Origin of the sequence: Vogesella sp. XCS3, assembly GCF_020616155.1 — a bacterium.
Classification (GTDB): domain Bacteria; phylum Pseudomonadota; class Gammaproteobacteria; order Burkholderiales; family Chromobacteriaceae; genus Vogesella.
Map to the genome: position 1 here is coordinate 36,665 of NZ_CP085530.1, position 25,371 is coordinate 62,035.

Annotated in this window: 24 protein-coding genes; 13 read left to right on the plus strand and 11 right to left on the minus strand. The window is 61.7% G+C overall.

Translation table 11 applies throughout. From position 1 onward, the window contains the following. Window positions 1-64 precede the first annotated feature (64 nt). Together LCH97_RS00215 and mfd are read right to left on the minus strand one after the other, a co-directional pair. Window positions 65-1,675 (minus strand): methyl-accepting chemotaxis protein, encoded by a 1,611-nt coding sequence (locus tag LCH97_RS00215; protein ID WP_227302841.1) that lies wholly within the window; start codon window positions 1,673-1,675, stop codon window positions 65-67. A gap of 411 nt (window positions 1,676-2,086) precedes the next feature. Next, window positions 2,087-5,482, minus strand: a complete 3,396-nt coding sequence (gene mfd / locus LCH97_RS00220; protein ID WP_227302842.1) for a transcription-repair coupling factor — start codon at window positions 5,480-5,482, stop codon at window positions 2,087-2,089. A gap of 229 nt (window positions 5,483-5,711) precedes the next feature. Between mfd and LCH97_RS00225 the strand changes: the two genes are divergently transcribed. The 11 genes from LCH97_RS00225 (at window position 5,712) to LCH97_RS00275 (ending at window position 13,848) form a co-directional block, all read left to right on the plus strand. After that, window positions 5,712-6,134: a hypothetical protein gene (locus LCH97_RS00225; protein ID WP_227302843.1), complete on the plus strand. Its 423-nt coding sequence runs from the start codon at window positions 5,712-5,714 to the stop codon at window positions 6,132-6,134. Next, window positions 6,080-8,953, plus strand: a complete 2,874-nt coding sequence (locus LCH97_RS00230) for an EAL domain-containing protein (RefSeq protein WP_227302844.1) — start codon at window positions 6,080-6,082, stop codon at window positions 8,951-8,953. The genes LCH97_RS00225 and LCH97_RS00230 overlap by 55 nt, the downstream gene beginning before the upstream one ends. A gap of 69 nt (window positions 8,954-9,022) precedes the next feature. Beyond that, entirely contained in the window at window positions 9,023-9,769 is a 747-nt protein-coding gene (rlmB, locus tag LCH97_RS00235; protein WP_227302845.1) for a 23S rRNA (guanosine(2251)-2'-O)-methyltransferase RlmB, read from the plus strand. A gap of 160 nt (window positions 9,770-9,929) precedes the next feature. Then, entirely contained in the window at window positions 9,930-11,435 is a 1,506-nt protein-coding gene (locus tag LCH97_RS00240) for a multicopper oxidase family protein (protein WP_227302846.1), read from the plus strand. A gap of 3 nt (window positions 11,436-11,438) precedes the next feature. After that, on the plus strand, window positions 11,439-11,744 hold the full coding sequence (locus LCH97_RS00245) for a metal-sensitive transcriptional regulator (protein ID WP_227302847.1): 306 nt from the start codon (window positions 11,439-11,441) through the stop codon (window positions 11,742-11,744). 14 nt (window positions 11,745-11,758) lie between these two features. After that, complete coding sequence (locus LCH97_RS00250; protein ID WP_227302848.1) at window positions 11,759-11,965, plus strand: heavy-metal-associated domain-containing protein; 207 nt, start codon at window positions 11,759-11,761, stop codon at window positions 11,963-11,965. 147 nt (window positions 11,966-12,112) lie between these two features. Beyond that, on the plus strand, window positions 12,113-12,490 hold the full coding sequence (gene rpsF / locus LCH97_RS00255; RefSeq protein ID WP_017509977.1) for a 30S ribosomal protein S6: 378 nt from the start codon (window positions 12,113-12,115) through the stop codon (window positions 12,488-12,490). A gap of 18 nt (window positions 12,491-12,508) precedes the next feature. Beyond that, entirely contained in the window at window positions 12,509-12,808 is a 300-nt protein-coding gene (gene priB, locus LCH97_RS00260; RefSeq protein ID WP_147689251.1) for a primosomal replication protein N, read from the plus strand. Window positions 12,809-12,812: 4 nt separating this feature from the next. Next, the gene (gene rpsR, locus LCH97_RS00265; protein ID WP_017509979.1) at window positions 12,813-13,040 is read left to right on the plus strand and encodes a 30S ribosomal protein S18; all 228 of its coding nucleotides are present in this window, start codon (window positions 12,813-12,815) and stop codon (window positions 13,038-13,040) included. Between the two features lie 23 nt (window positions 13,041-13,063). Next, window positions 13,064-13,513 carry a 50S ribosomal protein L9 gene (rplI, locus tag LCH97_RS00270; RefSeq protein ID WP_017509980.1) on the plus strand — a complete coding sequence of 150 codons (450 nt, stop codon included), beginning with the start codon at window positions 13,064-13,066 and terminating at the stop codon, window positions 13,511-13,513. Between the two features lie 152 nt (window positions 13,514-13,665). After that, window positions 13,666-13,848: a hypothetical protein gene (locus tag LCH97_RS00275; RefSeq protein ID WP_017509981.1), complete on the plus strand. Its 183-nt coding sequence runs from the start codon at window positions 13,666-13,668 to the stop codon at window positions 13,846-13,848. 156 nt (window positions 13,849-14,004) lie between these two features. On the opposite strand, the gene LCH97_RS00280 is transcribed toward LCH97_RS00275, so the two are convergent. After that, window positions 14,005-14,937 carry an IS5 family transposase gene (locus LCH97_RS00280; RefSeq protein WP_227301451.1) on the minus strand — a complete coding sequence of 311 codons (933 nt, stop codon included), beginning with the start codon at window positions 14,935-14,937 and terminating at the stop codon, window positions 14,005-14,007. Between the two features lie 162 nt (window positions 14,938-15,099). Between LCH97_RS00280 and LCH97_RS00285 the strand changes: the two genes are divergently transcribed. Then, window positions 15,100-15,927: a hypothetical protein gene (locus LCH97_RS00285; protein WP_227302849.1), complete on the plus strand. Its 828-nt coding sequence runs from the start codon at window positions 15,100-15,102 to the stop codon at window positions 15,925-15,927. Between the two features lie 98 nt (window positions 15,928-16,025). Here LCH97_RS00285 and LCH97_RS00290 read toward each other — a convergent pair whose 3' ends face one another. Together LCH97_RS00290 and LCH97_RS00295 are read right to left on the minus strand one after the other, a co-directional pair. Continuing rightward, window positions 16,026-17,081 carry a GNAT family N-acetyltransferase gene (locus LCH97_RS00290; RefSeq protein ID WP_227302850.1) on the minus strand — a complete coding sequence of 352 codons (1,056 nt, stop codon included), beginning with the start codon at window positions 17,079-17,081 and terminating at the stop codon, window positions 16,026-16,028. A gap of 145 nt (window positions 17,082-17,226) precedes the next feature. Beyond that, window positions 17,227-20,058 carry an FAD-binding and (Fe-S)-binding domain-containing protein gene (locus LCH97_RS00295; protein WP_227302851.1) on the minus strand — a complete coding sequence of 944 codons (2,832 nt, stop codon included), beginning with the start codon at window positions 20,056-20,058 and terminating at the stop codon, window positions 17,227-17,229. Window positions 20,059-20,192: 134 nt separating this feature from the next. Here LCH97_RS00295 and LCH97_RS00300 point away from each other — a divergent pair, with 134 nt between their 5' ends. Then, entirely contained in the window at window positions 20,193-20,744 is a 552-nt protein-coding gene (locus LCH97_RS00300) for a hydrolase (RefSeq protein WP_227302852.1), read from the plus strand. Between the two features lie 455 nt (window positions 20,745-21,199). Here LCH97_RS00300 and LCH97_RS00305 read toward each other — a convergent pair whose 3' ends face one another. Genes LCH97_RS00305 through hda form a run of 6 tightly spaced genes read right to left on the minus strand, consistent with a single transcriptional unit; the run spans window position 21,200 to window position 25,368 of the window. Next, entirely contained in the window at window positions 21,200-21,631 is a 432-nt protein-coding gene (locus tag LCH97_RS00305) for a hypothetical protein (RefSeq protein WP_227302853.1), read from the minus strand. Next, on the minus strand, window positions 21,628-22,569 hold the full coding sequence (locus LCH97_RS00310) for a Nudix family hydrolase (protein WP_227302854.1): 942 nt from the start codon (window positions 22,567-22,569) through the stop codon (window positions 21,628-21,630). Before LCH97_RS00310 ends, LCH97_RS00305 begins: the two co-directional genes overlap by 4 nt. Before the next feature lie 38 nt (window positions 22,570-22,607). Continuing rightward, entirely contained in the window at window positions 22,608-23,486 is an 879-nt protein-coding gene (locus tag LCH97_RS00315; protein WP_227302855.1) for an ATP-binding protein, read from the minus strand. 12 nt (window positions 23,487-23,498) lie between these two features. Beyond that, on the minus strand, window positions 23,499-24,017 hold the full coding sequence (locus LCH97_RS00320; protein ID WP_227302856.1) for a GNAT family N-acetyltransferase: 519 nt from the start codon (window positions 24,015-24,017) through the stop codon (window positions 23,499-23,501). 3 nt (window positions 24,018-24,020) lie between these two features. After that, entirely contained in the window at window positions 24,021-24,689 is a 669-nt protein-coding gene (locus LCH97_RS00325; protein ID WP_227302857.1) for an HAD family phosphatase, read from the minus strand. A 1-nt stretch (window position 24,690) separates the two neighbouring features. Next, the gene (hda, locus tag LCH97_RS00330; protein ID WP_017509990.1) at window positions 24,691-25,368 is read right to left on the minus strand and encodes a DnaA regulatory inactivator Hda; all 678 of its coding nucleotides are present in this window, start codon (window positions 25,366-25,368) and stop codon (window positions 24,691-24,693) included. Window positions 25,369-25,371 lie beyond the last annotated feature (3 nt).

Below are 25,371 nucleotides of genomic sequence, written 5' to 3' on the forward strand. Positions count from 1 at the left end.
TGCCAGCAAGGCAGACATGAAAAAGCCCGGCAAGCTACCGGGCGGTGTGTAAGGGGCAAGAGCCTTACAGCTTATAGGTACGCACTTCCTGATCCAGCGTAGAAGCCAGCTCGTTCAGGTGGTGCGCCAGGTCGGTGACACTGTGCGCGGCGCTGGCGTTTTCTTCCGACATCTGCGCCACGGTTTCCACCTGTTGCGCAATGCTGTTGGCCGCCGCGCCTTGCTCGCGGATGGCGCTGGCAATTTCGCCTACTACCCCTTTGTTGTCGTCGGCTGCCTGGGCGATTTCCTGCATGGTCAGGCGTGCCCGTTCGGTTTCCTGCACGCCACTTTCCACGCTGCTGACTGCTCGGCTTACCCCGGCGGCGGCGTCATCAGATTTGCCCTGCATGGTGTTGATCATCTGGGCAATTTCGGTGGTAGAGCTGGCGGTGCGTTCGGCCAGCTTGCGTACCTCGTCGGCTACTACGGCAAAGCCGCGGCCCATTTCGCCGGCGCGGGCGGCTTCGATAGCAGCATTGAGCGCCAGCAAATTGGTCTGGTCGGCCACGTCGCGTATCACGTTAATAACCGTATGAATGGCATTGGTCTGTTGGTTCAGGGCTTGCATATGGGTAGAGACATCGTGTACCGAGTCGGCCATGCTGAGGATGGTACCGTTGCTGCTTTCTATGACCTGTTCGCCGTGGCGGGCCTTGTGGCCGGTATCCTGTGCCAGGGTGTTGGCTTCCTGGGTGCGGTCTGCTACGTGGTTGATGCTGACGGTAATCTGTTCCAGCGCCGCCGCCATGGAAGAGGCTGACTGGCTTTGCGCCGACGAGCCTGCCGCGACCTGCCCGGCAGCACTGGCCAGGTTGGCCGCAGCCGATGCCACATCGCTGGACGATACCGCCACGCGCTGCATGCTGTCGTGGAGGCGGCTGGCCAGTTGGTTGAAGTGGCGCAACAGGCCGCCCATTTCATCGTCGTGACGGATCTGGCAGCGGCGAGACAAGTCCAGGTGTTCGGTCATGTCTGCAATATCGCTGGCGGCATTACGGATGCTCCCCACGATCTGGCGATAGGTGCGTATCGCAATGACCACCAGCGCCAGCAAGGCGACGCCAGCGGTAATGGCGAGCCATAACATGGCGCTTTGCTCGGCATCATTCAGCGCCTGGTGCGCTTCACGCCCTACCTGCTTGTTGTGCTCGATCTCTTTCAGCGCGGTATCGCGTACCTGCAGGAAGTCGCTGCGGCTGTTGTTGAGTATTTGCGAAGCATTGGCAATGTCGCGCGCCTTGAAGGCGGCCAGCACCTGGTCGTAGGTCTGGTTGGTGCGGGCAACGCCACGACGGAATTCTTCCAGTAGCTGTTTGTCGGCGCTGTCATTTACCAGGGCTTCGTAGCTTTGCAGATTGTTGTCTACCAACTGGCGATAGTTTTGATAGGCCGCCAGGATGGCATCCTGTGTGGCGGCTTCTTCCGATGCCACCAGGCTGAGCAGGGCGGCGCGCTGTTGCACAAAGTTCAGGCTGGCCGTACCGAGCAGCTCGATGCTGGGCACCACATCGTCCGCGATGACGGCTGACTTTTCCTTGATGCTCGCCAGCTGGACAAAGGCAATCAGCAGAATCGTGGCAAAGGCAACGACAGCAACCAGGGTTTGTAACTGCAAGCGTGTAGCAATTTTCATGAAACACCTCTAACCGATGGGGTGGGTTGGTCTGGGTTGGTGCGGTGCTGTTAGGTCAACGACGGTGTTTGCCAGCCATATCCGGGCGATCGCAGTACTGCGGGTGGGTGACGGGTGTCGAGCCACGCAACCGGCCTGCAGCGCTTGTTTGCCTGGCTGGCAGGCAGTGCCTTATATCCGGGTAGGCGAAGGCGTTCTTAAAGCATTACCGCATTGTTTCGCCCGTAATTTATAGATATTGATTGGGCTTATAACAAGATGACATGTTGCGATGCGTCAAGTTCACGCCTATTTGCTACCCATCCTGATCTGTTACCCCTGTGTCGTAGATACCAAAAAAAACAGCCCGTAGAGGGCTGTGAAATGAATGACTTAGCAGCGTGAAAACGCACGCGGGCTGGATTGGCCGGCTTAGCTCAGCTCTTTCATCAGCTCCTTCACGCGCACGATACGCATCGCCACATCCGGTATCGGGCTTTCCACGCGCAGCTTGTCCTGGCCTGCCAGCTTGTAGTTACGCTTGCTCTGGATCAGCTGGATGATCTTCATTGGGTCGATGGGCGGGTTGGGCACGAAGGTGAGCTGGATGGCCACTTCGCTGGCGTCCAGTTTCTGGATACCCATCTCGCGTGCGGCCAACCTCAGCCGGTGGCTTTCGATCAGCGTTTTTACGTTTTGTGGTGGCAGGCCGAAACGGTCGATCAGCTCCTCGTGGATGGTGTCGATGTCGTCTTCGCTGTCGCAAGTGGCCAGCCGTTTGTAGATCACCAGCCGCTCGTGTACGCCGGGGCAGTAGTCGTCCGGTAGCAGGGCGGGGCTGTGCAGGTTGATTTCGGTGGTCACGCCCAATGGCGCGTCCAGGTCCGGCTCGCGGCCCTTTTTGAGGTCACGCACGGCTTGCTTCAGCATTTCGGTAAACAGGCTGAAGCCCACTTCCTGCATCTCGCCCGATTGCCCCTCGCCCAGCACCTCGCCGGCGCCGCGGATTTCCAGGTCGTGCATGGCCAGGTAGAAACCGGCGCCCAGCTCTTCCGATGCCTGGATGGCTTCCAGCCGCTTCTGCGCGTCGCGCGTCATGCCTTCGCCGGTGAGCAGGTAGGCGTAGGCCTGGTGGTGGCTGCGGCCAACCCGGCCGCGCAGCTGGTGCAGCTGGGCCAGGCCGAATTTGTCGGCGCGGTTGATCAGGATGGTGTTGGCGTTGGGGATGTCGATGCCGGTTTCGATAATGGTGGAGCACAGCAGTACGTTGAAGCGTACCTGCAGGAAGTCGCGCATCACCTGTTCCAGCTCGCGTTCGCGCAGCTGGCCGTGGGCCACGGCAATGCGCGCCTCCGGCACCAGCTCGGCCAGCTTTTCGCGCATGTTCTCGATGGTGTCTACCTCGTTGTGCAGGAAGAACACCTGGCCGCCGCGTTTGAACTCGCGCAGCATGGCTTCGCGGATAATGCCGTTGTTGATGGGGCTGACGAAGGTTTTGACCGCCAGCCGGCGCGACGGCGCGGTGGTGATAGCCGAGAACTCGCGCAGGCCTTCCAGCGCCATGGACAGCGTGCGCGGAATCGGCGTGGCGGTAAGGGTGAGTACGTCCACATTGGCGCGCAGGCGTTTGAGCTGCTCTTTCTGGCGCACGCCAAAGCGGTGTTCCTCATCGATAATCACCAGCCCCAGGTTCTTGAAGCTGACGTCCGGCTGCACCAATTTATGGGTGCCGATGACGATATCGATGCTGCCCGCGGCCAACCCTTCCATCGCCTGCTTCACTTCTTTGGCGCTCTTGAAGCGCGACAGCTCGGCAATGCGTACCGGCCAGTCGGCAAAGCGGTCGCTAAAGTTCTGGAAATGCTGCTCGGCCAGCAGCGTGGTGGGCACCAGCACCGCCACCTGCTTGCCACCCATCACCGCCACAAAAGCAGCGCGCAGGGCGACTTCGGTTTTGCCAAAGCCCACGTCGCCGCACACCAGGCGGTCCATGGGGCGGCCGCTGGTCATGTCGTGGATCACCGCTTCGATAGCGGTGGCCTGGTCGGGGGTTTCTTCAAAGCCGAAACCGGCGGCAAAGGCGTCGTAATCGTGGTGGTTCAGCGTAAAGCTGTGGCCTTCGCGCGCGGCGCGCTGGGCGTACAGGTTCAGCAGCTCGGCGGCGGTATCGCGGGCTTTTTCGGCGGCTTTCTTCTTGGCCTTGTCCCAGGCCGGGCTGCCCAGGCGGTGCAGCTGCACATTGTCGCTGGCGTGGCCGGCGTAGCGGCTGATCAGCTGCAGCTGCGCTACCGGCACGTACAGCGTGGCGCCTTCGGCGTACTCCAGCTGCATCATCTCGGTTTCGCCTTCGCCCAGGTCGATAGACACCAGGCCCATATAGCGGCCGATGCCGTGCGCTTCGTGCACCACCGGGTCGCCCACTTTCACCTCGGCCAGGTCGCGCAGCATGGCGTCGTTGTTGGCCGCTGTTTTGCGGCGCTTGCCGTGGCTGCGGGCGATGTGCTGGTACAGCTCGGCCTCGGTGACGATGGCGATACCGGCGTCGTGCAGCTCGAAACCGTTAAACAGCGGCGCGTGAATCAGGCCCAGCGCGACTTTGCTATCGGCAAAGGCCTGCCAGCTGTCTACCGGCTGTGCCTTGATGCCGTGTTCCTGCAGAAAGTGCTGCAAGGTTTCGCGCCGGCCCAGGCTTTCAGCAGCAATCAGCACGCGGCCGCTGTAGCGGCGGGTGAAGTCGGCAAGCCGGGTGAGCGGGTTGTCGGCGCGGCGGTCTACTGCCAGCTCGGGTAGCGGCAGGTAGCCGCAGTCGCCGCTGCCGGACATATCCAGCCGGGCGTAGGGTTTGATGGCGCCCATCAGTTCGTCCGGGCGCAGGAATAGCTCGGCCGGGGCCAGTACCGGGCGCTCCGGATTGCCGCCGGCCATATTGTGTCGGCTTTGCGCGTCGCGCCAGAAGTCCTCGGCAGCGGCCATTAAATTGCCGTGCAGGATCAGCTGTGCCGTGTCGCCCAGGTAGTCGAACAGGGTGGCGGTGTTATCGAAGAACAGTGGCAGGTAGTACTCGATACCGGCCGGCCACAGATTATTGGACACATCCTTGTAGATACGGCTCTTGGACGGGTCACCGTCGATTTTTTCGCGGTAGTGCTGGCGAAACGCGGTGACGGCGGCTTCGTCGGTGGGGTACTCGCGTGCCGGCAGCAGGCGGATCTCCGGCACCGGGTACAGCGTGCGCTGGGTGTCGGGGTCGAAGGTTTTCAGGCTGTCGATTTCGTCATCGAACAGGTCGATGCGATAGGGCAGCGCGCTGCCCATGGGGAACAGGTCTACCAGCCCGCCGCGTATCGAGAACTCGCCAGGTGCCACCACTTGCGAGACATGCTGGTAGCCGGCGGTGACCATGTCGGCGCGCAGGCGGTCTACGTCCAGGCGCTGTTTCAGTTTGAGCCAGAAGGTGCGGCCCAGCAGAAAGCTCATCGGCGATAGCCGCGTGATGGCGGTGGTGAGCGGCGCAATCACCACATCGCATTCACCATTGCGGATTTGCCACAGCGTGGCCAGCCGCTCGGAGACCAGGTCGCTGTGCGGTGAAAAATGGTCGTAGGGCAGGGTTTCCCAGTCGGGCAGCAGGGCGATACGCCACGCCGGGCGGAAGAAGGGCAGCTCTGCCTTTAGGCGTTGGGCATCCTGTGCGCTGGCGGTCAGGATCAGTACAGGTTGGCCGCTATCCGGCAGCGCGGCTATCAGGGCGCTGTCGGCGCTACCAGCTGGCAGGGCCAGCAGGGTCTTCTGCCCGTTTGCGGGCCACTGTCGCAAAGTGGTGGTCATATCGCTACACATTCTCAAAGAGGCAGGTATTATAGAGCCACACTGGGCCTACAGCTGCGCCAGACAGCGACCTTCATCATGAATCCAGTGTCCCACCCGTAAGTTCACCACAGAATGAATACAGCCTGCTTGTACGGGGGCGGGGCGGCGTTACGATAAAACAGGCAGGGGAGAGGTGGAAAAAAACACCATAGGTGCGCTGGTCGCACTGATTTTTTTTGCAACAGGCATGCTGTTCTGGCCCCAGCAATGGCAGGGGGCGTTGCCCATGGCCACCTTTGTCGCCCATGCCATGATGGCCTGGCGCTTTGCGGCGGGGCGTTTTGGCGTGGTGTGGTGGTGGGGCGGCCCGGTGGCGCTGCTGGCACTTTTGACCATGCCCTTGGCCGAAGCCGTGCTCTGGACGCTATCGTTTGCCAGCATGCTGCTGGCGCTGTCCCGGGTGCTGCCTGCCGCCGATTACCGGCTGGCTTCTTTATCTTCCCTGTTCCGCTTGCAGCTGCGTTGTGTTTTGCCCGCAGCCTTTCTCGTGGCCACCTTGGCGGGTGTCATGCCTGCCGCAAGCTGGCCCCTACTGCTGCAGCACTTTACCCTGGCATGCCTGCCGCAAGCTGGCCCCTACTGCTGCAGCACTTTACCCTGGCATGGCTGACGCTGGTGCTGGTGCTGCCGCTGGCGTATGCCAGCTTCCCTAGCGATGTCATGCGCCGTGACACCCTGTGGCTGATGCTGGCTACCATGCTGGCGGGCGGGGTGGTGTGGGCCTTGCAGCGCCAGGCTTGTCTTACCTCCTGCTTGCTGGCGTTTTTGCCCCTGCTCTATCTGGCCGCGCTACGTGGCGGGCTTACCGGGGTGGCCGGGGTGGGGGTGGCGCTGTTGTTTACCCTGTCTGTGCCGGGTTTGCTGTTGGGCCAGCCGTGGCCGCTGGGCTTGACTCCGGTTGGCTGGCTGCTGGTGGCGACGCTGGTTTTACTGGCGGGCATGGTCGCGGTATTTGGCGATGGCTACCGCCGCCGCGAACGTTTGCTGCAGGATGTGCAGGCACGCTTTGAGTCTTTGCTGAACCAGAGCACCAGCCTGATGACGCTGAAAGACCTGGACGGCCGCTACCTGGTGGTGAACCTGAACTTTGCCCGGTTGTTTGGCTTGTCGCCGCTGTACTTCAAGGGGCGTACTGCGCGCGATATGTTTGCTGCCGAAGAGGCCAAGCTGATTGCCGAGCACGACTTGCAGGTGTTGCGCAGCCTTGAATCACGCCAGTTCGAAGAAAACATCACGGTAGATGGCCACAGCCTGCGCATGCTGTCCAGCGTGTTTCCCCTGTTTGACAGCGAAGGCCTGCCCTCCGGAGTGGGTAGCATTTCGGTGGACATTACCCAGCGCGCGGCGGAAGAGCGCTTGCGTCAGGAGGCGGTAGAAAAGTACCGCGCCGTTGTGGAGCAATCCATGGTGGGGATTTACATCACGCAAGAAGAAGAGCTGGTGTACGTGAACCCCAAGCTGGCCGACCTGGTGCAGTACAGTGCCGACGAGCTGGCAGGGCGCCATATCGGGATGGTGTTATCGCCTGCCGAGGCACAGCGCATCAGCGCGCAAATACGCCGTCGCATCGCCGACCGCATCCAGACCATGCACTACACCACGCGCCTGTTACGCAAGGATGGCGAAGAGGTGGATGTCGAAGTGCACAGCCGCCTGTTCGACTACCAGGGGCGCAAGGCGATTATTGGCGTGGTGATGGATATTTCCGACCGCGTGGCCGCCAGTGCCGAGCTGCGCCTGGCCGCCACCGTGTTCGACAATGCTACCGAAGGCATTCTGGTCACCGACGCCGAAGGCCGTATCGTCATGGTGAACCAGGCCTTTACCCGTATTACCGGCTTTGGTTCGGACGAGGCCATCGGCCGTGTTTCGCGCATGCTGCGCACGGCCAACCGCGAACGCAACCGTGCCCTGGTCGAGGCGCTGGAGCGTGACGGGCACTGGAAAGGCGAGATGTTCGATCGCCATAAAAGCGGTGACCCTTACGTGGCCGAGCTATCCATCAGCGCGGTGCGCGCAACGCACGGCGGCCTGACGCACTATGTGGGTGTGTTTTCCGATATTACCGGCCGCAAGCAGGCCGAAGACCGCCTGCAGTTTCTGGCCAGCCACGACCCGCTCACCCGCCTGCCCAACCGTAGCGCGCTGATCGAAGCCATCGACAACGCCATTATCGAGTCGCCCGATGCCATACCGGCGCTGGCCCTGATGTTTATCGACCTGGACCGCTTCAAGCTGATTAACGACTCGTTTGGTCACCAGGCTGGCGATGAGGTGCTGCATGAGATCGCCGCCCGGCTTACCCAATCGGCCCAGCGTTTTGGCCTGGTGGCGCGGCTGGGGGGCGATGAATTCACGCTATTGGTCAGCGACTTTGACAGCCACGAAGCGCTAGGCCGCATGGCCGAGGAAGTGTTGGCCGCACTGGCCCGCCCCATGCGGGTAGAGCAGCACGAGGTGTTTGTCAGCGGCAGTATCGGCATTAGCGTGTACCCCAACGACGGCATAGACGCCACCACGCTGCTGAAGAACGCTGACGCGGCCATGTACCGCGCCAAGGAAGCCGGCAAGAACACCTACCAGTTCTTTGATGCCGACATGAACACGCAAACCTTCGAGCGCCTGCTGATGGAAAGCGGCCTGCGCCAGGCGCTGGAACGCCGAGAGTTCGAGCTGCATTACCAGCCACAAGTATCGTGTGATGGTGTGTCGCTGGAAGGGGTCGAGGCGCTGATTCGCTGGCGTCACCCGCAGCTGGGGCTGATACCGCCTGGCCGTTTCATTCCACTGGCCGAAGAAACCGGCCTGATCAAGCCCATTGGCGCCTGGGTGCTGCGTGAAGCCTGCCACCAGATGGTGGCGTGGGACAACGCCGGCATGCGTGTTCCCCGTCTGGCGGTGAACTTGTCTGCCCGCCAGTTCGAGCAGCAAACCCTGCTGAACGAGGTAAACGACGTCCTGGCGGTAACCGGCCTGGCCGCCTCGCGCCTGGAGCTGGAAATTACCGAATCCATGCTGATGCAGAACCCGCAAGAGGCAATTTCGTTACTGGGCGAGTTGAAGGCGCTGGGGGTAAAGCTGTCTATCGATGACTTCGGCACCGGTTACTCGTCGCTGTCCACGCTCAAGCGCTTTCCGCTGGACTACCTGAAAGTGGATCGCTCGTTTATCGAAGGCCTGCCAGACGATGGTGATAGCGCAGCCATTACCGAAGCCATCATCGCCATGGCGCGCAAGCTGCACTTCACGGTCATTGCCGAAGGGGTGGAAACCGCGGCGCAGGGCAACTTCCTGCGCCAAGCAGGCTGCGCCATCCTGCAGGGGTATTTCTTTAGCAAGCCGCTATGTTCGGCCGAGTTGGCGCAATGGTTGGCCGCAAGGCAGCAGCAGGTTCCCCTGCTGGTCGGAGAGGGCGACGACGAGCTGTAAGCCGCAAAAGCACAAAGGGCTGCGCATTAAGCGGTACAATGCGCGGTTCTATTGATAAGGTGATGCCTCATGAGCAACAAGAAACTCATTCACGGCTTTCATGCCGTTAATGCCCGCCTGTGGCAAAACCCGAAATCGGTGCTGGAAATCTTTCTGGCCGGCGGCCGTCAGGACGCCCGCGCCCAAGCCGTGCTGGACAAGGCCGCCGGCGAAAGCGTGAAAGCCCACATTGTGGACAAAGCGCGCCTGGACAGCCTTACCGGCAACGCTCGCCACCAGGGCGTGGTAGCAATGATCGACGCCAACCAGAACTTTGTGACGCTGGACGACGTGCTGGAAAACCTGTCCGAGCCGCCGTTGCTGCTGATTCTGGACGGCGTGACCGACCCGCACAACCTGGGCGCCTGCCTGCGCGTAGCCGACGCCATGGGCGCACACGCGGTTATCGCCCCGAAAGACCGCTCCGCCACGCTGAATGCCACCGTGTCCAAGGTGGCCTGCGGTGCCGCTGAAGTCATGCCCTACATTACGGTAACCAATCTGGCGCGTACGCTGCGCGACCTGAAAGACGCCGGGGTGTGGATTGCCGGCACCACCATGGAAGCCGACACCGACCTGTACCATTTCGACGCCAGCGGCCCGCTGGCCTGGGTGATGGGTGCCGAAGGCGAAGGCATGCGCCGCCTGACGCGCGAGCACTGCGACGTGCTGGTGTCCATCCCGATGTTCGGTACCGTAGAAAGCCTGAACGTGTCGGTATCGTCCGGCATGGTGCTGAGCGAAAGCCGCCGCCAGCGTGTGCTGACGCAGGGCTAAGCTTTTTTTGGGTCATTCAAAGGCCTGTCCGCTATGGCGGGCAGGCCTTTTTGCATGCGGCAAGTTTTTATTGCCATGGTGTCGGAACACCATGCTGGACGCCTTGTCTACATACCCATATGGGGTATATAGTTCTATGCAACTGACACAAGGAGTCGTCATGCAGCGTCGCCATTTCCTGAAAACCGCCGGCCTGTTGGCCGCAAGCTTGCCTGCGCTGCGACCGGCGCTGGCGCAAAGCAGCATGGACCACGCCGCCATGGGGCACGATATGGCCCACGGCAGCGATGGCGCCATGCCAACCGCCGCCGATGCCAGCCTGAAGCTGCCCAGCGGCGAACGCCTGCCAGCCTTGCAGCCGCTGGTGAATGAAAGCAGCGAGGCCGGCCGCTTTGTCGGCAGCCTGCGCGCGGCGCCGGTACAGGTGGCGTTGTGGGGCGAGGGCGCCAAAACCACGTTCTGGGCCTACAACGACAGCGTGCCCGGCCCGCTAATCGAGCTGTGGGAAGGCGACGAAGTGGACATCGGCTTCGAGAACGCGCTAACGCAGCCGTCCACCATTCACTGGCACGGTATGCCGGTACCACCCGCCGAAGACGGCAACCCGCAAGACCCGGTTGCGCCCAGCCAGCGCCGCCGCTACCGCTACACCTTGCCTGCCGGTTGTGCCGGTACCTACTGGTATCACCCGCACCCGCACGGTCATACCGCCGAGCAGGCGTTCCGTGGCCTGGCCGGCCCGCTGATCATCCGCAGCAAGCAAGACCCGCTGCGCCACCTGCCGGAGCGCCACCTGCTGCTGTCCGACCTGAAGCTGGACGCGCAGCGCCAGATTCCGGCCAACGATATGGCCGACCTGCACGACGGTCGTGAAGGCCAGTTCGTGCTGATCAACGGCGCCTGGCAGCCGGCTATCACGCTGGCCGAGGGCGAGCGCCAGCGCTGGCGCATCTGGAACGCCACCAGCAGCCGCATCATCAAGCTGGCGCTGCCGGCGCACGAGGTGCTGTTGGTGGGGACCGATGGCGGCCTGATCGGCGCGCCGCAGCCGGTAGACAGCGTGCTGCTGTCGCCAGGCGAGCGTTGCGAGCTGGTGGTCACCGGCCGCTTCAAGCCCGGCCAGCCTGCCGGCCTCGTCAGCCAGCCGTACGAGCGTGGCAAACGCATGCACCCGGAGCAGGAAAAAGACGAAACGCTGGCGGATATTGTGGCCTATGGCATGCGGCCAACCCTGGCGCTGCCCGCCACGTTGCGGCCGATTGCGCCGCTGGGCGCGCCGGGCTTCCGCCGCAAGATTGTGCTGTCGGAAAACATGGCCGATGCGAAAGCGCCGTTCCTGATCAACGGCAAAAGCTACGACATGAACCGCATCGACGGTACCGGCCAGGTTGGCCGCATCGAAGAGTGGGAAGTGATTGCCGATGCGCATATGGACCACCCGTTCCACCTGCACGGCACGCAGTTCCAGGTACTGGCACGCACGGTGGATGGCATCTGGGAAGACGAGCCCTTCCTGGCGTGGCGCGACACCGTGAATGTACCGGCTGGCGGCATGGTACGCCTGCGCTTCGTGCAGACGCTGCCGGGGCTGCGCATGTTCCACTGCCACATCCTGGAGCACGAAGACCAGGGCATGATGGCGCAGATCGACTTTCTGCCGGGGTAAGCCATGACCGAACCGCAACACGATTGCTGCCATACGCCCAAAAGCGTGGTGCAGCCAGACAAGACCGCGCTGCTCAAGCGCTTGGCGCGGCTGGAAGGCCAGGTGCGCGGCATTGCCGGCATGATAGAAGGCGACCGCTACTGCGTGGACGTACTGACCCAGATCGCCGCCGCCCGCTCGGCGCTGGACGCCGTGGCGCAGCAGCTGCTGGAAAACCACCTCAAGGGCTGCGTGGCCCGCGCGGTAAACGAAGGCAATAGCGACGAGGCCATCGCCGAAGTGATGACCTTGCTCAAGAAAATGCGTTGAACAGGAGAACAGACATGGATCAGCAAACGATCAAGGTAGACGGCATGACCTGCGGTGGCTGTGCCGCCGGCGTTACCCGTGCACTACAGGCGGTGCCCGGCGTAGCCGAGGTGCAGGTAGACCTGGCCAGCAAGACGGTGACCATAGGCTTTAACGGCGATGCCCAGCCGGCAGCCTGGCAACAAGCGGTAGAAAACGCCGGTTTTGATGTAATCGGCTGACACATCGGCAGCCGCAGGCGGCAAATGCCTGAATATCCACGCGTTTGGCTTGCTAGTGCAGGCCAAACTCCGTACAATCTTCAGCTTTTAACCCTTGCCCTTCGCTATCGCGCATGACGAAGGGCTTTATAGCCACAAGGAGTTCACATGCGGCATTACGAAATCGTGTTCATCGTCCATCCGGATCAGAGCGAACAGGTTGGTGCTATGGTTGAGCGTTACAAGGGCATGGTCCTGAACGCTGATGGCAAGATCCACCGTCTGGAAGACTGGGGCCGTCGTCAACTGGCTTACCCGATCCAGAAAGTTCACAAAGCTCACTACGTTCTGATGAACGTTGAGTGCGCTCCGGAAACTCTGGCCGAGATCGAGCACGCCTTCAAATTCAACGATGCCGTTCTGCGTCACCTGACCATCAAGATGACTCGTGCTATCACCGAAGCATCCCCGATGATGAAGGACGAAAAGGCCAAGAGCCTGCTGGAAGGCCAGCAAGCTGCAGCCGAGGCTGAAGTAGCTGCCTAATTGGGCAACACTGCATCCTTGCAGAACCGACTTGAACTGACCGTTACGGTCGAACGCGAAGATCCTTTGCGACACACGCCAGCCGGCATGCCGGTACTGGAAATGTGGCTCAGGCATCACTCCCGGCAAACCATTGCCACCCTGGAGCGCGACGTGTCCTGTGAAATACAGGCCGTAGCAATGGGGGAGCTAGCCAAACAGCTGGCAGGGAAGATGGCAGGAAACACCGTGCACTGCACAGGCTTTCTGAATCAGCGCAGTCTACGTAATCCGCGGTTGGTTCTACACATCGAATTTGTTGAATTTGTTAAAGGTTAATCACATGGCTCGTCAACTCTTCAAGCGCAAGAAGTTCTGCCGCTTTACCGCGGAAGGCATCAAGGAAATCGACTACAAATCCGTTGATCTGCTGAAGGACTTCATTGCCGAAAACGGCAAAATCATCCCGGCCCGTATCACCGGCACCAAAGCAGGCTATCAGCGTCAGCTGTCCGAAGCCATCAAGCGCGCGCGCTTCCTGGCCTTCCTGCCGTACACCGACCAGCATTAATTCCGGGATAAGGATACGACAAGATGCAAATCATTCTGCTCGAACAAGTTGCTAACCTGGGTGTACTGGGTGACGTGGTAAACGTGAAGAACGGCTACGCCCGTAACTTCCTGATCCCGCAAGGCAAAGCAAAACGCGCAACCGCCGCTAACCTGCAAGAATTCGAAGCTCGCCGTGCCGAGCTGGAAGCCAAACAGGCTGAAATTCTGGCAGACGCGAAAGCTCGCGCTGAAAAACTGGTAGACGCTTCCTTCACCATCGCTCAAAAAGCAGGTGTTGACGGCCGTCTGTTCGGTTCCGTAACCAACGTTGACATCGCCGAAGCTATCTCTGCTACTGGCGTTGCAGTTAAGCGTTTCGAAGTTCGTCTGCCGAACGGCCAACTGAAGGCCATCGGTGAGTACGATGTAGAAATCGCTCTGCACCACGACGTGGTTGCTGCAGTGAAGATCGTTGTTGTTGCTGCTGTTTAATCCAGCGTAACGGCATCATCAAAAAGCCGCCTTCGGGCGGCTTTTTGTTTTTCTGCGCCACCATGTCGCGCCGTGCAAAGCTAGTGTCCTGTTTCTGAACGATTTTCCGGCTGTCATGGCCGATAATGTGTATACATTATTGGAGAGAAATCATGGAAACCCTGATTGTGCTGTGCGCGGTCTACTTTCTGCTGATGCCTATCGTCGGTGGTGCGCTGGCTTTTCTGGCTGGTGCCGTGCGTGCCCGCCTGGCGGCGCAGCCAAAAGCACTGACCGGTTGGCACCCGCTGAACCCGTACTACAAGTTGTCCCCTTACCATTTCGGCAAACGCTAAGCGTGCCGGTTGGTCAAAAAATAGCCCCGCACTGCGGGGCTTTGTTTTTATTGGTATCGATAATTTTCATTGAAATGGAAATTCACAGTGTCTGCTTTCTATGGCTTTGTTGCACAAATCAGCCGTAGGTCGAACTACCCCAATCCCCAGACGGATTTATCCCATACGGACCGTTTGCGGCGTGCCCAGTGCTGTGAAGCGATTCAGAATCGCTGCACAGATTTGAAGCTCCGCTACTTGCCGGTCAAAGTCCCGTGACTTAACCCGATCTGCCAGCAATTTGAAACAGTGCATCTTCGTTTCGACCAAGCTGCGGCGATGGTAGCCACTCCACTTTTTCCAGAGCGCGCGCCCCAGATACTTCACCGCTCGTAGCGACTCATTGCGAGCCTGATTGCCCCGTAAATTCCCTTTCCAGAATTGGCCATTTCGACGTGGGGGAATGATGGCTGCCGCCCCACGCTCTGCAATCGCTGCGTAACATAGGCGTGTGTCGTACGCCCCATCCGTGGTGACGGTTACCAGTCCCTCTCCCGCCGGAATTTGCGATAGCAGCTCTGGCAGCATCGTGGCATCTCCAGTGCGATTGTCGGTCACTTCCATTGCCCGGATTTCCAGCGTTTGCGCATCTATGCCCAGATGCAGCTTGCGCCATTGGCGGCGGTAATCAGCGCCATGCTTTTTCACCTTCCACTCGCCTTCACCCATCATCTTGATGCCGGTGCTATCCACCAAGAGATGCAGACAACCTTGCTTTTTCTGTACCGGGATGCGGACTTGCAGGTCTTTCTGGCGGCGGGAAAGCGTGCTGAAGTCGGGGACGGCCCAGTCAAGGCCAGCCAGGCGCAACATACTTTCGACCATACCTGTGGCTTGCCGTAGCGCCAGGCCAAAGAGGCATTTGATGGTGAGACAGAACTGGATGGCAGCATCAGAAAAAGTTAGCTGCCGTCCCCGCCTGCCGGTAGCCGGTGCCAACCAGTTCATGCCTTTGTCGAGCCAGAGAAGGAGCTGCCCTCGTTGCTTGAGGGACTGGTTGTATGACTGCCAGTTGATGGTTTGGTACTTGGGAGGAAGGGGCTTGCTCATGCGGTCATTCTACCGGACGGACGCAAGCACTGATTTGTGCAACAAAGCCGCTTTCTATATACAAACACTGAATTTTAAGTGAATAGCCGTGGCTATATTTTTAATGCCATTTGGCAATTAAACAAAATGCATACTCGTTTTGACTAAATGAGGTATGCACTAATGAAAAGTCAACTAAAGCTGATTGCATGGCTGGGCCTGCCACTGGCGCTGGCAGCATGTGGTGGCGGCGGTGGTGGAGATGCTGTCGCCCCTGCTTTCCCAACTGGCTCTGCCACTACAACGGTTCCTGCACCATCCAGCGGTGATTTTTCCGGTAGCGTTAGCAAACTACTCGATACCAATGGCTTACGCGGCGGCATGTTCAGCAAGGGGATCAGCCTGGTGGCGAATGCTACCGATCTTGTACAGACGGCAAATGGCGCCGTTACCAAGTTTTCTACCAATTCGCTGGCTGGTAGCTACGGTGTGAAAGAAATGCACGGCGACCAGTGGTATGCAGTCGGTCGCTGGAATAAAGGCACAGCTACGGTAGGTTTTACCCAATACCTGACCTTGACCGATGCCAATGCCGCGCATTATCTGGTGTATCACCCCGCCACCAGCTCGTATGGCGCTAGTCTGGCGGGCGCCAAGCTGTCCTGTGCCGATGCGCACGTGACCAAGCCATCAACAGACAGCACCATTACTGCCGTCGCTATCAGTAGCCCCACCGTTACCGTGAAAGCGGACGGGACGGTAGACGCGGCATTTACCATCACCGCGGATGGCAGTGGTGGCAAGGTAAGCAAGCAGTTTGCCGGTAGTGCACTCTGGGCTAATTCAGCCTATGCCGCTGTGAACCTAGGGCTGGATGGTGCGGCTGCCGATAGCAAAAATGGCAGCCTGATGGTTGGCGCGCATGAAACCAACCAGATTATGCTCGGTGGCATGTACAGCCTTGGTGGCCACCCTGCCGTGTACAGCCTGGTATGCAAAGTGGCGGTCTAGTAACCGTATCCCGACCAAGAGCCCGTAGTTGGCCGCATTAGCCGGCCAGGCTGGCAAGCCCCTGAAAAGCCCGGACATGTTAAACATGCCTGGACTTTTTATTTCAGCCACAAACTCATTTGCAGGCAGTCGCGGTACTGCCCGGCCTGGTAGGCATAGCCCGTCAGTACTGCCTCCTGCTGGAAACCCAGCTTGCGGTACAGCGCAATGGCTGGCGCGTTACCGGCAAACACGGTCAGCTCCATACGGCGGTAAGGCTGGAAATCGCGGACCTGCTGCACCATGGCAGACAGCAGTGCACTGCCCACGCCACGGCCTTGCCAGGCTGGCGTTACCGAAATGCCCACGCCGATGATATGCGCTACCCGCGGGTTATCGCTGGGTGACCAGGCGCCGCAGTGGCCGATGATGGTACCGCTTGCGTCGCAGGCCACCAGAACGGTGCGGCTTGGTTGTTTCAGGCGCTGCTGCCAGATGGCGGGGCTGGGGTAGGGCAGCTGCAGCGTATTGCCGTAGGTGCTGTCGTAGGCCATCAGGGCGGCCATGCCGTTGGCGTCGCCCGGTTCGGCGTGGCGCAGGCTGAAGGCGCTGCCGGCTGCCACGCGTTCGCCAGCCTGATCCTGTGTTCCGCCCAGTGGTGCGCCCAGTTCACCCTCACGGAAACGCAGCCTTGCCATCAGCACCGCGTCCTCGTATACCCCTTCGCGCAGGTTGAAGCCGCGGCTGACGCCTTCGTGGCGGAAGCCGAAGCGCTCGTACAGTGCGATGGCGCCGTGGTTGTCGTGTACTGCGTCCAGCTCGATGCGTTTCAGGTCCAGCCAGTTGTCAGCGTAGTCCAGTACCGCACGCAGCAGCGCGCTACCCACGCCTTTGCCCTGCCAGTCGTCGCGCACAAACAGGAAGAACAGCGCGGAATGGCGGCGGCGCACGCTGTGGCCAGATGCGTGCAGGCCACCACAGCCTACCAGCTCGCCGTCATCGGTGCAGGCCACCAGCGTGTGGCTGGTTTCCGGATAGTTGTCGAGCAGCGCCTGGGTAGCAGCCAGTGACTGGAACGGCTGTTGCAGGGTATTGCGTACTACGCCGGGGGATTGGCGCAGGCGGAACAGTGCAGCCGCATCGGTGGGCTGCAGGCGGCGGATGGTATAAGCCATGGGGGCTCCCGGAGTTGATGGGCTGCGGCGGCGGTTGGCCGTGCCCGAAACCCTACCTTGCCATTGCCGCATGCCAAATGGCAACTGCCCGTGCGGGCAAGCCGGCACGGGCAGCAAGGTTGGCCGCAAGCGGATGGCTAGCCGTTTAGCGTTTGGCCTGGGTAGCGCGGTCTACCAGTACCATCAGGTGCTGGTAGGGGATGCCGCCGTGTTCCGACAGGCCGATCTCGCAGGTGGCGCTGGTAGAGAAGCCGCTGCCGCAGTCGCGGACCTGCTGGCGCAGGCCGCTTAGCGCGCTTTCATTCAGCTCCGGGTGGCTGAAGCCCTTGTCGCCGGCAAAACCACAGCAGGTAATGCCCTTGGGTTCCAGTACCTGTGTGGCGCAGCGGCGCGCCAGCGCGTTGAGCATGCCGGCCTGGCCTTTCTTGCGCATGCTGCATACCACGTGTAGCGCCACTTGCTCGTCCTGCGGGGTGAAGCTCAGGTGTTCTGCCGCTACCTCATGCACAAAGCTGGTGACGTCCATCACCTGCAGGCGCGGGTCGCGGATGCCGTCCAGCAGCGCGGCGGTACACACGCCGTTGTCGATGATCACCGGCAGGCGGCCGTTGTCGCTGGCGGCCAGCAGTGCGGCTTCCAGCTCGCTCACTTTTTTGTCGGCAGCGTCCTGCGCACCCTTGGACTTGAACGGCGTGCCACAACACAGATTGGCCAGCCCGTCGGGGTAGACAATGCCGTAGCCGGCTTTACCCAGTACCGAGGCGACTACTTCGTTGAGCGGGCGTTGGTCCGGCATATGGCGAGACGGCACGAAGGTACGGGTGAGGCAGGACGGCAGATACACCACCTGGCGCGGGCTGTGCGCATTGACGCCCAGCGTTTTCATCTTGCCGGCCGCGCGCGGGAAGTAGCGGTTCCAGCGCGGAATATGGCGGCCGCCCACCTTGCGCAGCACGCGCATCACGCCGCCGGTGGCGCCGTCGCCAGCCACCGCGTGTACCACGTCCAGCGCCTTCAGCCCCAGCTTGGCGCCGGTGGTAGCGGTGGCAAAATTGTCGGCCAGCGTATCGGCCACCGCCCAGCCCACGTCGCTCAGGCTGGCCTGGCGGATCAGGCTGGTGAGGCTGCCGGTGTTGATGCCCACCGGACAGGCGGTTTCGCACAGGCCACAGGTGGTACAGGTCTCGTCGCCGGCGTACTGGTAGGCGGCGCGGATCTCGGCCAGGCGGTCGCTGTCGCCGGTTTTTTCCAGCAGCGCCATTTCGCGGTTGGCCACAATGCGCTGGCGCGGGGTAAGGGTAATGGCGCGGCTGGGGCACATTACCTCGCAGAAGCCGCACTCGATGCACTTGTCGATCAGCGGGCCCACCGCCGGGATCGGCTTCAGGTCGCGTACGTGCAGCAGCTTGTCGTGGGTGATGATGACGTCCGGGTTCAGGATGCCCTGCGGGTCGAACAGCGCCTTGATTTCCTGCATCAGGCGGTAGGCGGCCGGGCCCCATTCCATCTCGACAAAAGGCGCCATATTGCGGCCGGTGCCGTGCTCGGCTTTCAGCGCACCTTCGTATTCCACCGCCACCAGCTGGCACACCGCTTCGATAAATGCCTCGTAACGGGCGATCTCGGTCGGGCCGCTGAAATTGGGGGTAAACACAAAGTGCAGGTTGCCTTCCAGCGCGTGGCCGAAAATGATGGCCTCGTCGTAATGGAACTGGCGGAACAGTGCCTGCAGCTTCAGCGTGCCTTCGGCCAGGTGCTCGATGGGGAAGGCCACGTCTTCGATGATGACCGTGGTTTCGGCGGCGCGCATCGCCCCCACGCTGGGGAACATGCCTTTGCGGATGTTCCAGTACTGCGTGTACTCGGCCACGTCGCTGGTAAAGCGGATGCCGGTTTCGGTATGGATATGCGCGATATAGCCACTGATAGCGTCTACGTTGGCCGCAATGGCGTCCGGGCTGGCGGCGCGGGTTTCGATCAGGATGGCGGCGGCGTCCGGCCCCAGCGTCTTGATGAAGTCCGGCACGCCGGCCTTGTTTTCTACCGATTTCAGGCTGGCGCGGTCCAGCAGCTCGGCCGACGACACCACGTCCTTGTGCTGCGCCAGGATCTGGATGGCGTCGCAGGCGGCCTTGATGTCGGGGTAGAACACCAGGGCCGAGGCCTTGTGCGGGTGCTCCACCACGGTGTGGTAGGTCACCTCGGACACAAAGGCCAGCGTGCCTTCGCTGCCCACGATCAGGTGCGCCAGCATGTCCACCGGGTCGGCAAAATCCAGCAGCGCGTTCAGGCTGTAGCCGGTGGTGTTCTTCATCTTGTACTTGCGGCGGATGCGCGCGGCCAAGGTGTCGTCGGCCAGGATACGTGCGCGCAACGCGCCCAGCTGCGCCAGCAAGCTGGCGTGGCTTACGCGGAAGGCGGCCACGCTGGCCGCGTCGCCGGTATCCAGCACCGTGCCATCGGCCAGCACCATGCGCAGCGATTTCAGCGTCTGGTAGGTGTTCTCGGCGGTGCCGCAGCACATGCCGCTGGAATTGTTGTTGACGATGCCACCGATCATGGCCGAGTTGATGGTAGCCGGGTCGGGGCCGATCTTGCGGCCGAACGGCAGCAACGCGGCGTTGGCCTCGGCGCCGATCACGCCCGGCTGCAAGCGGATGGCCAGGCCGTTATCCAGCACCTGCAGGCTTTTCCAGCCGTGGCTGGCCACAATCAGGATGGAGTCGCTGACCGCTTGGCCCGACAGCGAGGTGCCGGCGGCACGGAAGGTCACCGGCAGTTGCAGGCTGGCCGCCTCGCGCAGAATAGTGCGCACCTCGGCTTCGCTTTCGCTTTTGATGACGATTTTGGGCGTCAGCCGGTAACAGGAGGCGTCGGTGCCGTAGGCCAGCGTTGACAACGGGTCGGTAAACACCCGCCGAGCAGGCAGGGTTTCCAGGATACGTTGATGAAATTCGCGGTAGGCACCTTGCAGCATGTCACTCTCCGGTGGCGTGGGTCTGTTGGTTTTGTGGATGCTTGATGTTGCCATACTTTATTGCCTTGCCCATCAGGGGTTTGCCCTTGATTGCGGGCAGCAGTTAAGCTGCAAAGTCATCCGGAGGAGCAAGCATGTTGATCAACAAAGACGATGCCACGCTGCTGGTGGTAGACATACAGGAAAAACTGGTGCCAGCGGTGCAGGACGCCAGTGGCATGGTAGCGCGTTGCCGCTGGCTGATTGCGGCGGCGGTGGATCTGGGGGTGCCGGTTGTGTTTTCCGAGCAATACCCGCAAGGGCTGGGCGAGACATTGCCTTTGCTGTCGGCACTGGCCCCACAGGCCGCGGTGGTAGAAAAGCTGCATTTTTCCTGCATGGAAGGGCAGTGCCTGCCCGATAGCCTGATGTCGCGCCGCCAGGTCATTGTGTGCGGCATGGAAACCCATGTGTGCGTGTTGCAAACCGTGATGGGGCTATTGCAAGAAGGCAAGCAGGTATTTGTGGTGGCGGATGCGGTATCCAGCCGCTCGCTGCTGGACCGCGACTATGGCCTGCAGCGCTTGCGTGATGCAGGCGCGGTGCTGGTAACGCGCGAAATGGTGCTGTTCGAGTGCCTGCGCGTATCTGGTACACCGTTGTTCAAGCAGATGAGCAAGCGCTACCTGGTGGGCGACCAGCCCTGAGATGGTGCATTGCTGCTGATGCAAGGGCCAGAAAAGCAAAAGGTTGGCCGCATTGCTGCGGCCAACCCCTGGCTTGTTGAGATGACGGCTTAGCCGTTCTGGTTCTCCCTCTATCAAACCCGGCACCCCGCTTCGCGTGGTGCAATATCCTGAAAAGAAGCCCCGAATTGGCGCATTGCACCAATTCGGGAAGCTTTTGCACCAAGATTGTGCAAAATATTTCCCTCTCCACGCCCGGTTTATCGAAACCAAGCCCAAAAAACGGGAAACAACACCTGTCGCTCCAAAGAGCAGGATAGATTGAGCAAATCCCGTGCCAGGCTGAAGCGGCTGGCGCGCATCGACAAGGTTTGCCATGCGGCGGGGTATAGGTGCAGAGTCCTACCGGGCAGACGGCTAGCCCGGCAGGGCGGTGGTGGGGGCAGCCAGGGTTGCTGTCTGGCGAAGGGGGAGGCTTACAAGCTCTGGAAGCGCACGCGGTAGCTGTGGTCGCTGTACTTCAGGTCCAGCAGCCAGTCGCCGCTGCCGCTGATGCAGACCGGCAGCGTCACCTTGGCCTGCCATTGTGACTGGCCATCGATAAAACGATAGCGGTTAAAGCCCATATCCATCTTTTCCATGGAAAACTCGGCTGCCGGTGCAGTGCTGCCTTGTTTGCTCAGGCTGATCAGGAATGGCTGGCTGTGGCGCGGTGTGCGGTCAAAGCGCAGCACGCTGCCATCCGGCAGGGTGCAGCCCTGCTGCAGGTTGCTGCAGCTCACGTCCTGGCGTTGCAATTCGCTGCCTTTATTTTGCAGATACCAGTAGATCAACCCGGCTTTGAGCACGGCAAAGCAGATAAGGGCAATGCCGACAAACAGCCATTGCTGGCGGCTGAGTTTTTTCATTGCCAGGCCCCCCGCATTTGCGCCACACCGTGCGCACCCGCTTGTCTGGCCTCGTCAAGGTTGGCCGCACGCAGCCCGCCAAGCGCGAACACCGGCAGCGGTGCCGCCGGGGCCAGGCAGCTAGCCAGCCCGTCCCAGCCCAGCGCTGCCTGATCGGGGTGGCTGGCGGTGGGCTGCACGTGGCCCAGCAGCGCGTAGTCCAGCCCCAGCGCGGCAGCACGTTCCAGCTCGGCGCGGCTGTGGCAGGATGCGCCCACCCAGGCAAAGTGCGGGCGAGTTTCGCTGGCTGCCAGGCGCTGGCTGTTCAGCTGCACACCGTCTACCGGCCAGCCTTTCAGCCATGCAGGGTCAGCGTTGACGATGAGCTTGCCACCACGCGGGTGGATGATTTCGCTGATCTCGCCTACCAGTGCGGCCAACTGTTCGCGGTTTTTTTGCGGTTCGCGCACGATGACCCACGGCGCGTCCTGGCGCTGGGCTAGCTTGTCCAGCAGCGCGTCGCGCCCGGTTTCCGCAATGCAGGTGAGGTTCAGTACGTCCGGCAGCTGCAGCGAGCGCAGGATAGGGTCGTTGGCCGGTAGCATGGGTTTTACCGACAGGTGGCCGGGTTGCTGCCAGGCAAAGGCCTGGCCTTCGTGCGGTTGGGGCTCGCCCTGCCACGCCCAGATACGATAAAACAGAAGCTCGACCGAGGCGTGCTCGTAATGGTGTACGCGGCGCAGCCACGGCGTAGCGTGGGTGACGGTAATGCCCATTTCTTCCTGGAACTCGCGAACCAGCGCGTCGAATGGCGCTTCGCCGGCTTCTACCTTGCCGCCGGGGAATTCCCAGTAGCCGGGGTAGGGTTTGCCGGCCGGGCGGCTGCCCAGCATGAACTGGCCATCCGGGCGCATCAGCGCGCCGGCGACCACGGGAATAGTGTGTTTGTGTTCTGTCATGGTGCCCAGAGTTGGCCGCCAGGCGGCCGGTGTCGGGTTTAGCGGCCCAGCTCGGCTATGCGTTCGGCAGGCTCGCGCCCGGCCCAGTCGCAGGCAAACTGCCAGGCCACGCGGCCGGAACGGCTGCCGCGCAGCTGGCTCCATTGCAGCGCGGCGCGTTCGGCCTCTGCGTCTAGCGGCAGGCTGAAATGGGCCAGCCAGCCGCGTACTGCCGCCAGGTAGGCGTGCTGGTCAAACGGGTAGAACGATAGCCACAGGCCAAAACGGTCGGATAGCGATACTTTTTCTTCGGTGGTTTCGCCGGGGTGAATCTCGCCATCTTTCACCCAGCCCTCGCGGTTTTCGCTGGCGCGCTCGGGCATCAGGTGGCGGCGATTGGAGGTGGCGTACACCAGCAGGTTGGCCGCGCGCTGCGCCAGGCCACCATCCAGCGCTGACTTCAGCGCCTTGTAGCTGTCTTCGCCTTCCTCAAACGACAGGTCGTCGCAAAACAGGATGAAGTGCTCCGGCCGCGTGGCCACCAGCGCCACGATCTGGCCCAGGTCGGGCAGGTGGCTTTTGTCCACTTCGATCACGCGCAGGCCGCGCTGTGCGTACTCGGCCAGCAGCGCCTTGATCAGCGACGACTTGCCGGTGCCGCGGGCGCCGGTAAGCAATACGTTATTGGCAGGGCGGCCAGCCAGAAACTGCTCGGTGTTGCGCACGATCAGGTTTTTTTGACGCTCGATATCGGTCAAGTCGGCCAGGCGCACGGTATGCGGTGCGTGGATGGCTTCCAGCCAGCCGCTGAGGCCGGCACGGCACCAGCGGAAGGCCGGGGCAGACCAGTCCGGCTCGGGAATGGCCGGCGGTAGCAGGGGTTCCAGGCGGGCCATGAGGGCTTCGGCGCGGGTAAGAAAGGCTTCCAGTTTGTCCATTGCAGCTCCGGTTCAGGCGACGAGCGGTTTTTCCAGCATTTCCAGATCCAGCGCGGCGTCCAGCGGCAGGCCGACGCCCGCGCCCAGCGGGTAGGGCTGGCGTTCGCCGGTGGGCTGATAGCCGCGACGCAGGTAGTAGGCGCGCAGCTCGGGGCGGCCGGCCAGTACGCTCATGCGTGCCCGCAGCAGCCGGTAGTGGCTGGCCAGCGTGGCTTCGGCGTGCGCCAGCATGGCTTTGCCGATACCGCCAGCCTGGCAGGCCGGGTCGACAGCGAGCATGCCGATATAGCCGTAGCTGTCGGCTGGTTCGATATGCACGCAGGCTACCAGCTGCCCCGCTTGCCAGCCCAGCAGCACTTGTCCGGGCGCGGCCAGCACGGCGGCCAGTTGCGCCTCGCTTGTGCGTGCACCGCGAATCAGCGCCGACTCGTGCGTCCAGCCGGCCTGGCCCTCGCCGGGGCGGTAGGCCAGGTTGACCAGCTGGCTGAGCGCGGGCAGGTCGGCGGCGGTAGCCGTGGTGAGCTGTAGCATGGCCTAGTCGCGCAGCGTGATGGCGGGCCAGCCGTGCTCGCGTGCGTGCGCCAGCAGGGTATCGTCGGCGTCGACGGCAACAGGGTGGGTCACGATGGACATCAGCGGCAGGTCGTTGCGCGAGTCGCTATAGAAATAGCTCTTGTCGTAGCTTTGCAGCGTCTCGCCACGTGCGGCCAACCAGTCGTTCAGGCGGGTGATCTTGCCGGCCTGGAAGCTGGGTACGCCGGTGGGCTTGCCGGTGTAGTTGCCGGCTGCGTCCTCTTCCAGCTCTACCGCAATCAGGTGCGCCACGCCCAGCTCGCGGGCGATGGGGGCAGTGATGAAGCGGTTGGTGGCGGTGATGATCATCACCACGTCGCCGGCTACCTGGTGGGCGGCCACCAGATCGCGTGCTTTTTGCGGAATGATGGGCAGGATGTGTTCCTGCATGTACTGCGCGTGCAGGGTGTCCAGTTCGCTGCGGCTGAAACGGGTCAGCGGCGCCAGCTGGAAGTCCAGAAACTCGTAGATGTCCAGCGTACCGGCTTTGTACTGCTCGTAAAAGTAGTCGTTCTGGCGGGCGTGGTGGTCCGGGTCCAGAATGCCGCGTTTGATCAGGAACTTGGGCCACTCGGTGTCGGAATCACCGGCAATCAGGGTGTTGTCGAGGTCAAACAGGGCAAGATTCATGTCAGGTTCCGGGGTTGGCGGTTTGCAATACGTTTTTCACCAGCGGCACGGTGATGGGCCGGCGCATGGCCAGCGAGTAGCGGTCCAGCGTGTCCAGCATGGTAATCAGGCTGGACAGGTCGCGCCGCCAGTGGGTGAGCAGGTAGCGGAAGACATCGTCGCCAATGGCTAGCTGGCGGCTGGCGGCGTGGTGGCGCAGGGCAGCCAGCTTATCGTTGTCCGACAGGGCTTTTACCTCGAACACCAGGCCCCAGCCCAGGCGGGTGCGCAGGTCGTCGCGCACCGGGGCTTGCATAGGCGGCTGGCGGCCGGCCATCAGCAGGCGGCCTTCGCCGCTTTCTTTCAGCGAGTTGTAGATGGAGAACAGCATGATCTGGTCGTCCGGTGGCAGGTCGTCCACGTGGTCGACGGCGATGAAGCTGGCCTCGCGCGCAAAGTCGGGCAGCTGTTCGTGCTGGGCGTCCAGGTAGATGGAGGCGCGGCCCATGCGCTCGGCGTGGGCGATCCACGCCTGCAGCAAGTGGGTTTTGCCGCACCCAGGCTCGCCCCACAGGTACACGAAGCGCTCGCCTTCTTCGTGGGTAAGCGCTGCGATGATTTCGCGGTTGCGCTGCGCCAGAAAATTATCGAAGGCGGGGAGCGGGGTGGGGCTGAGGTCTAGAACAAGCTGATCCAACATGGG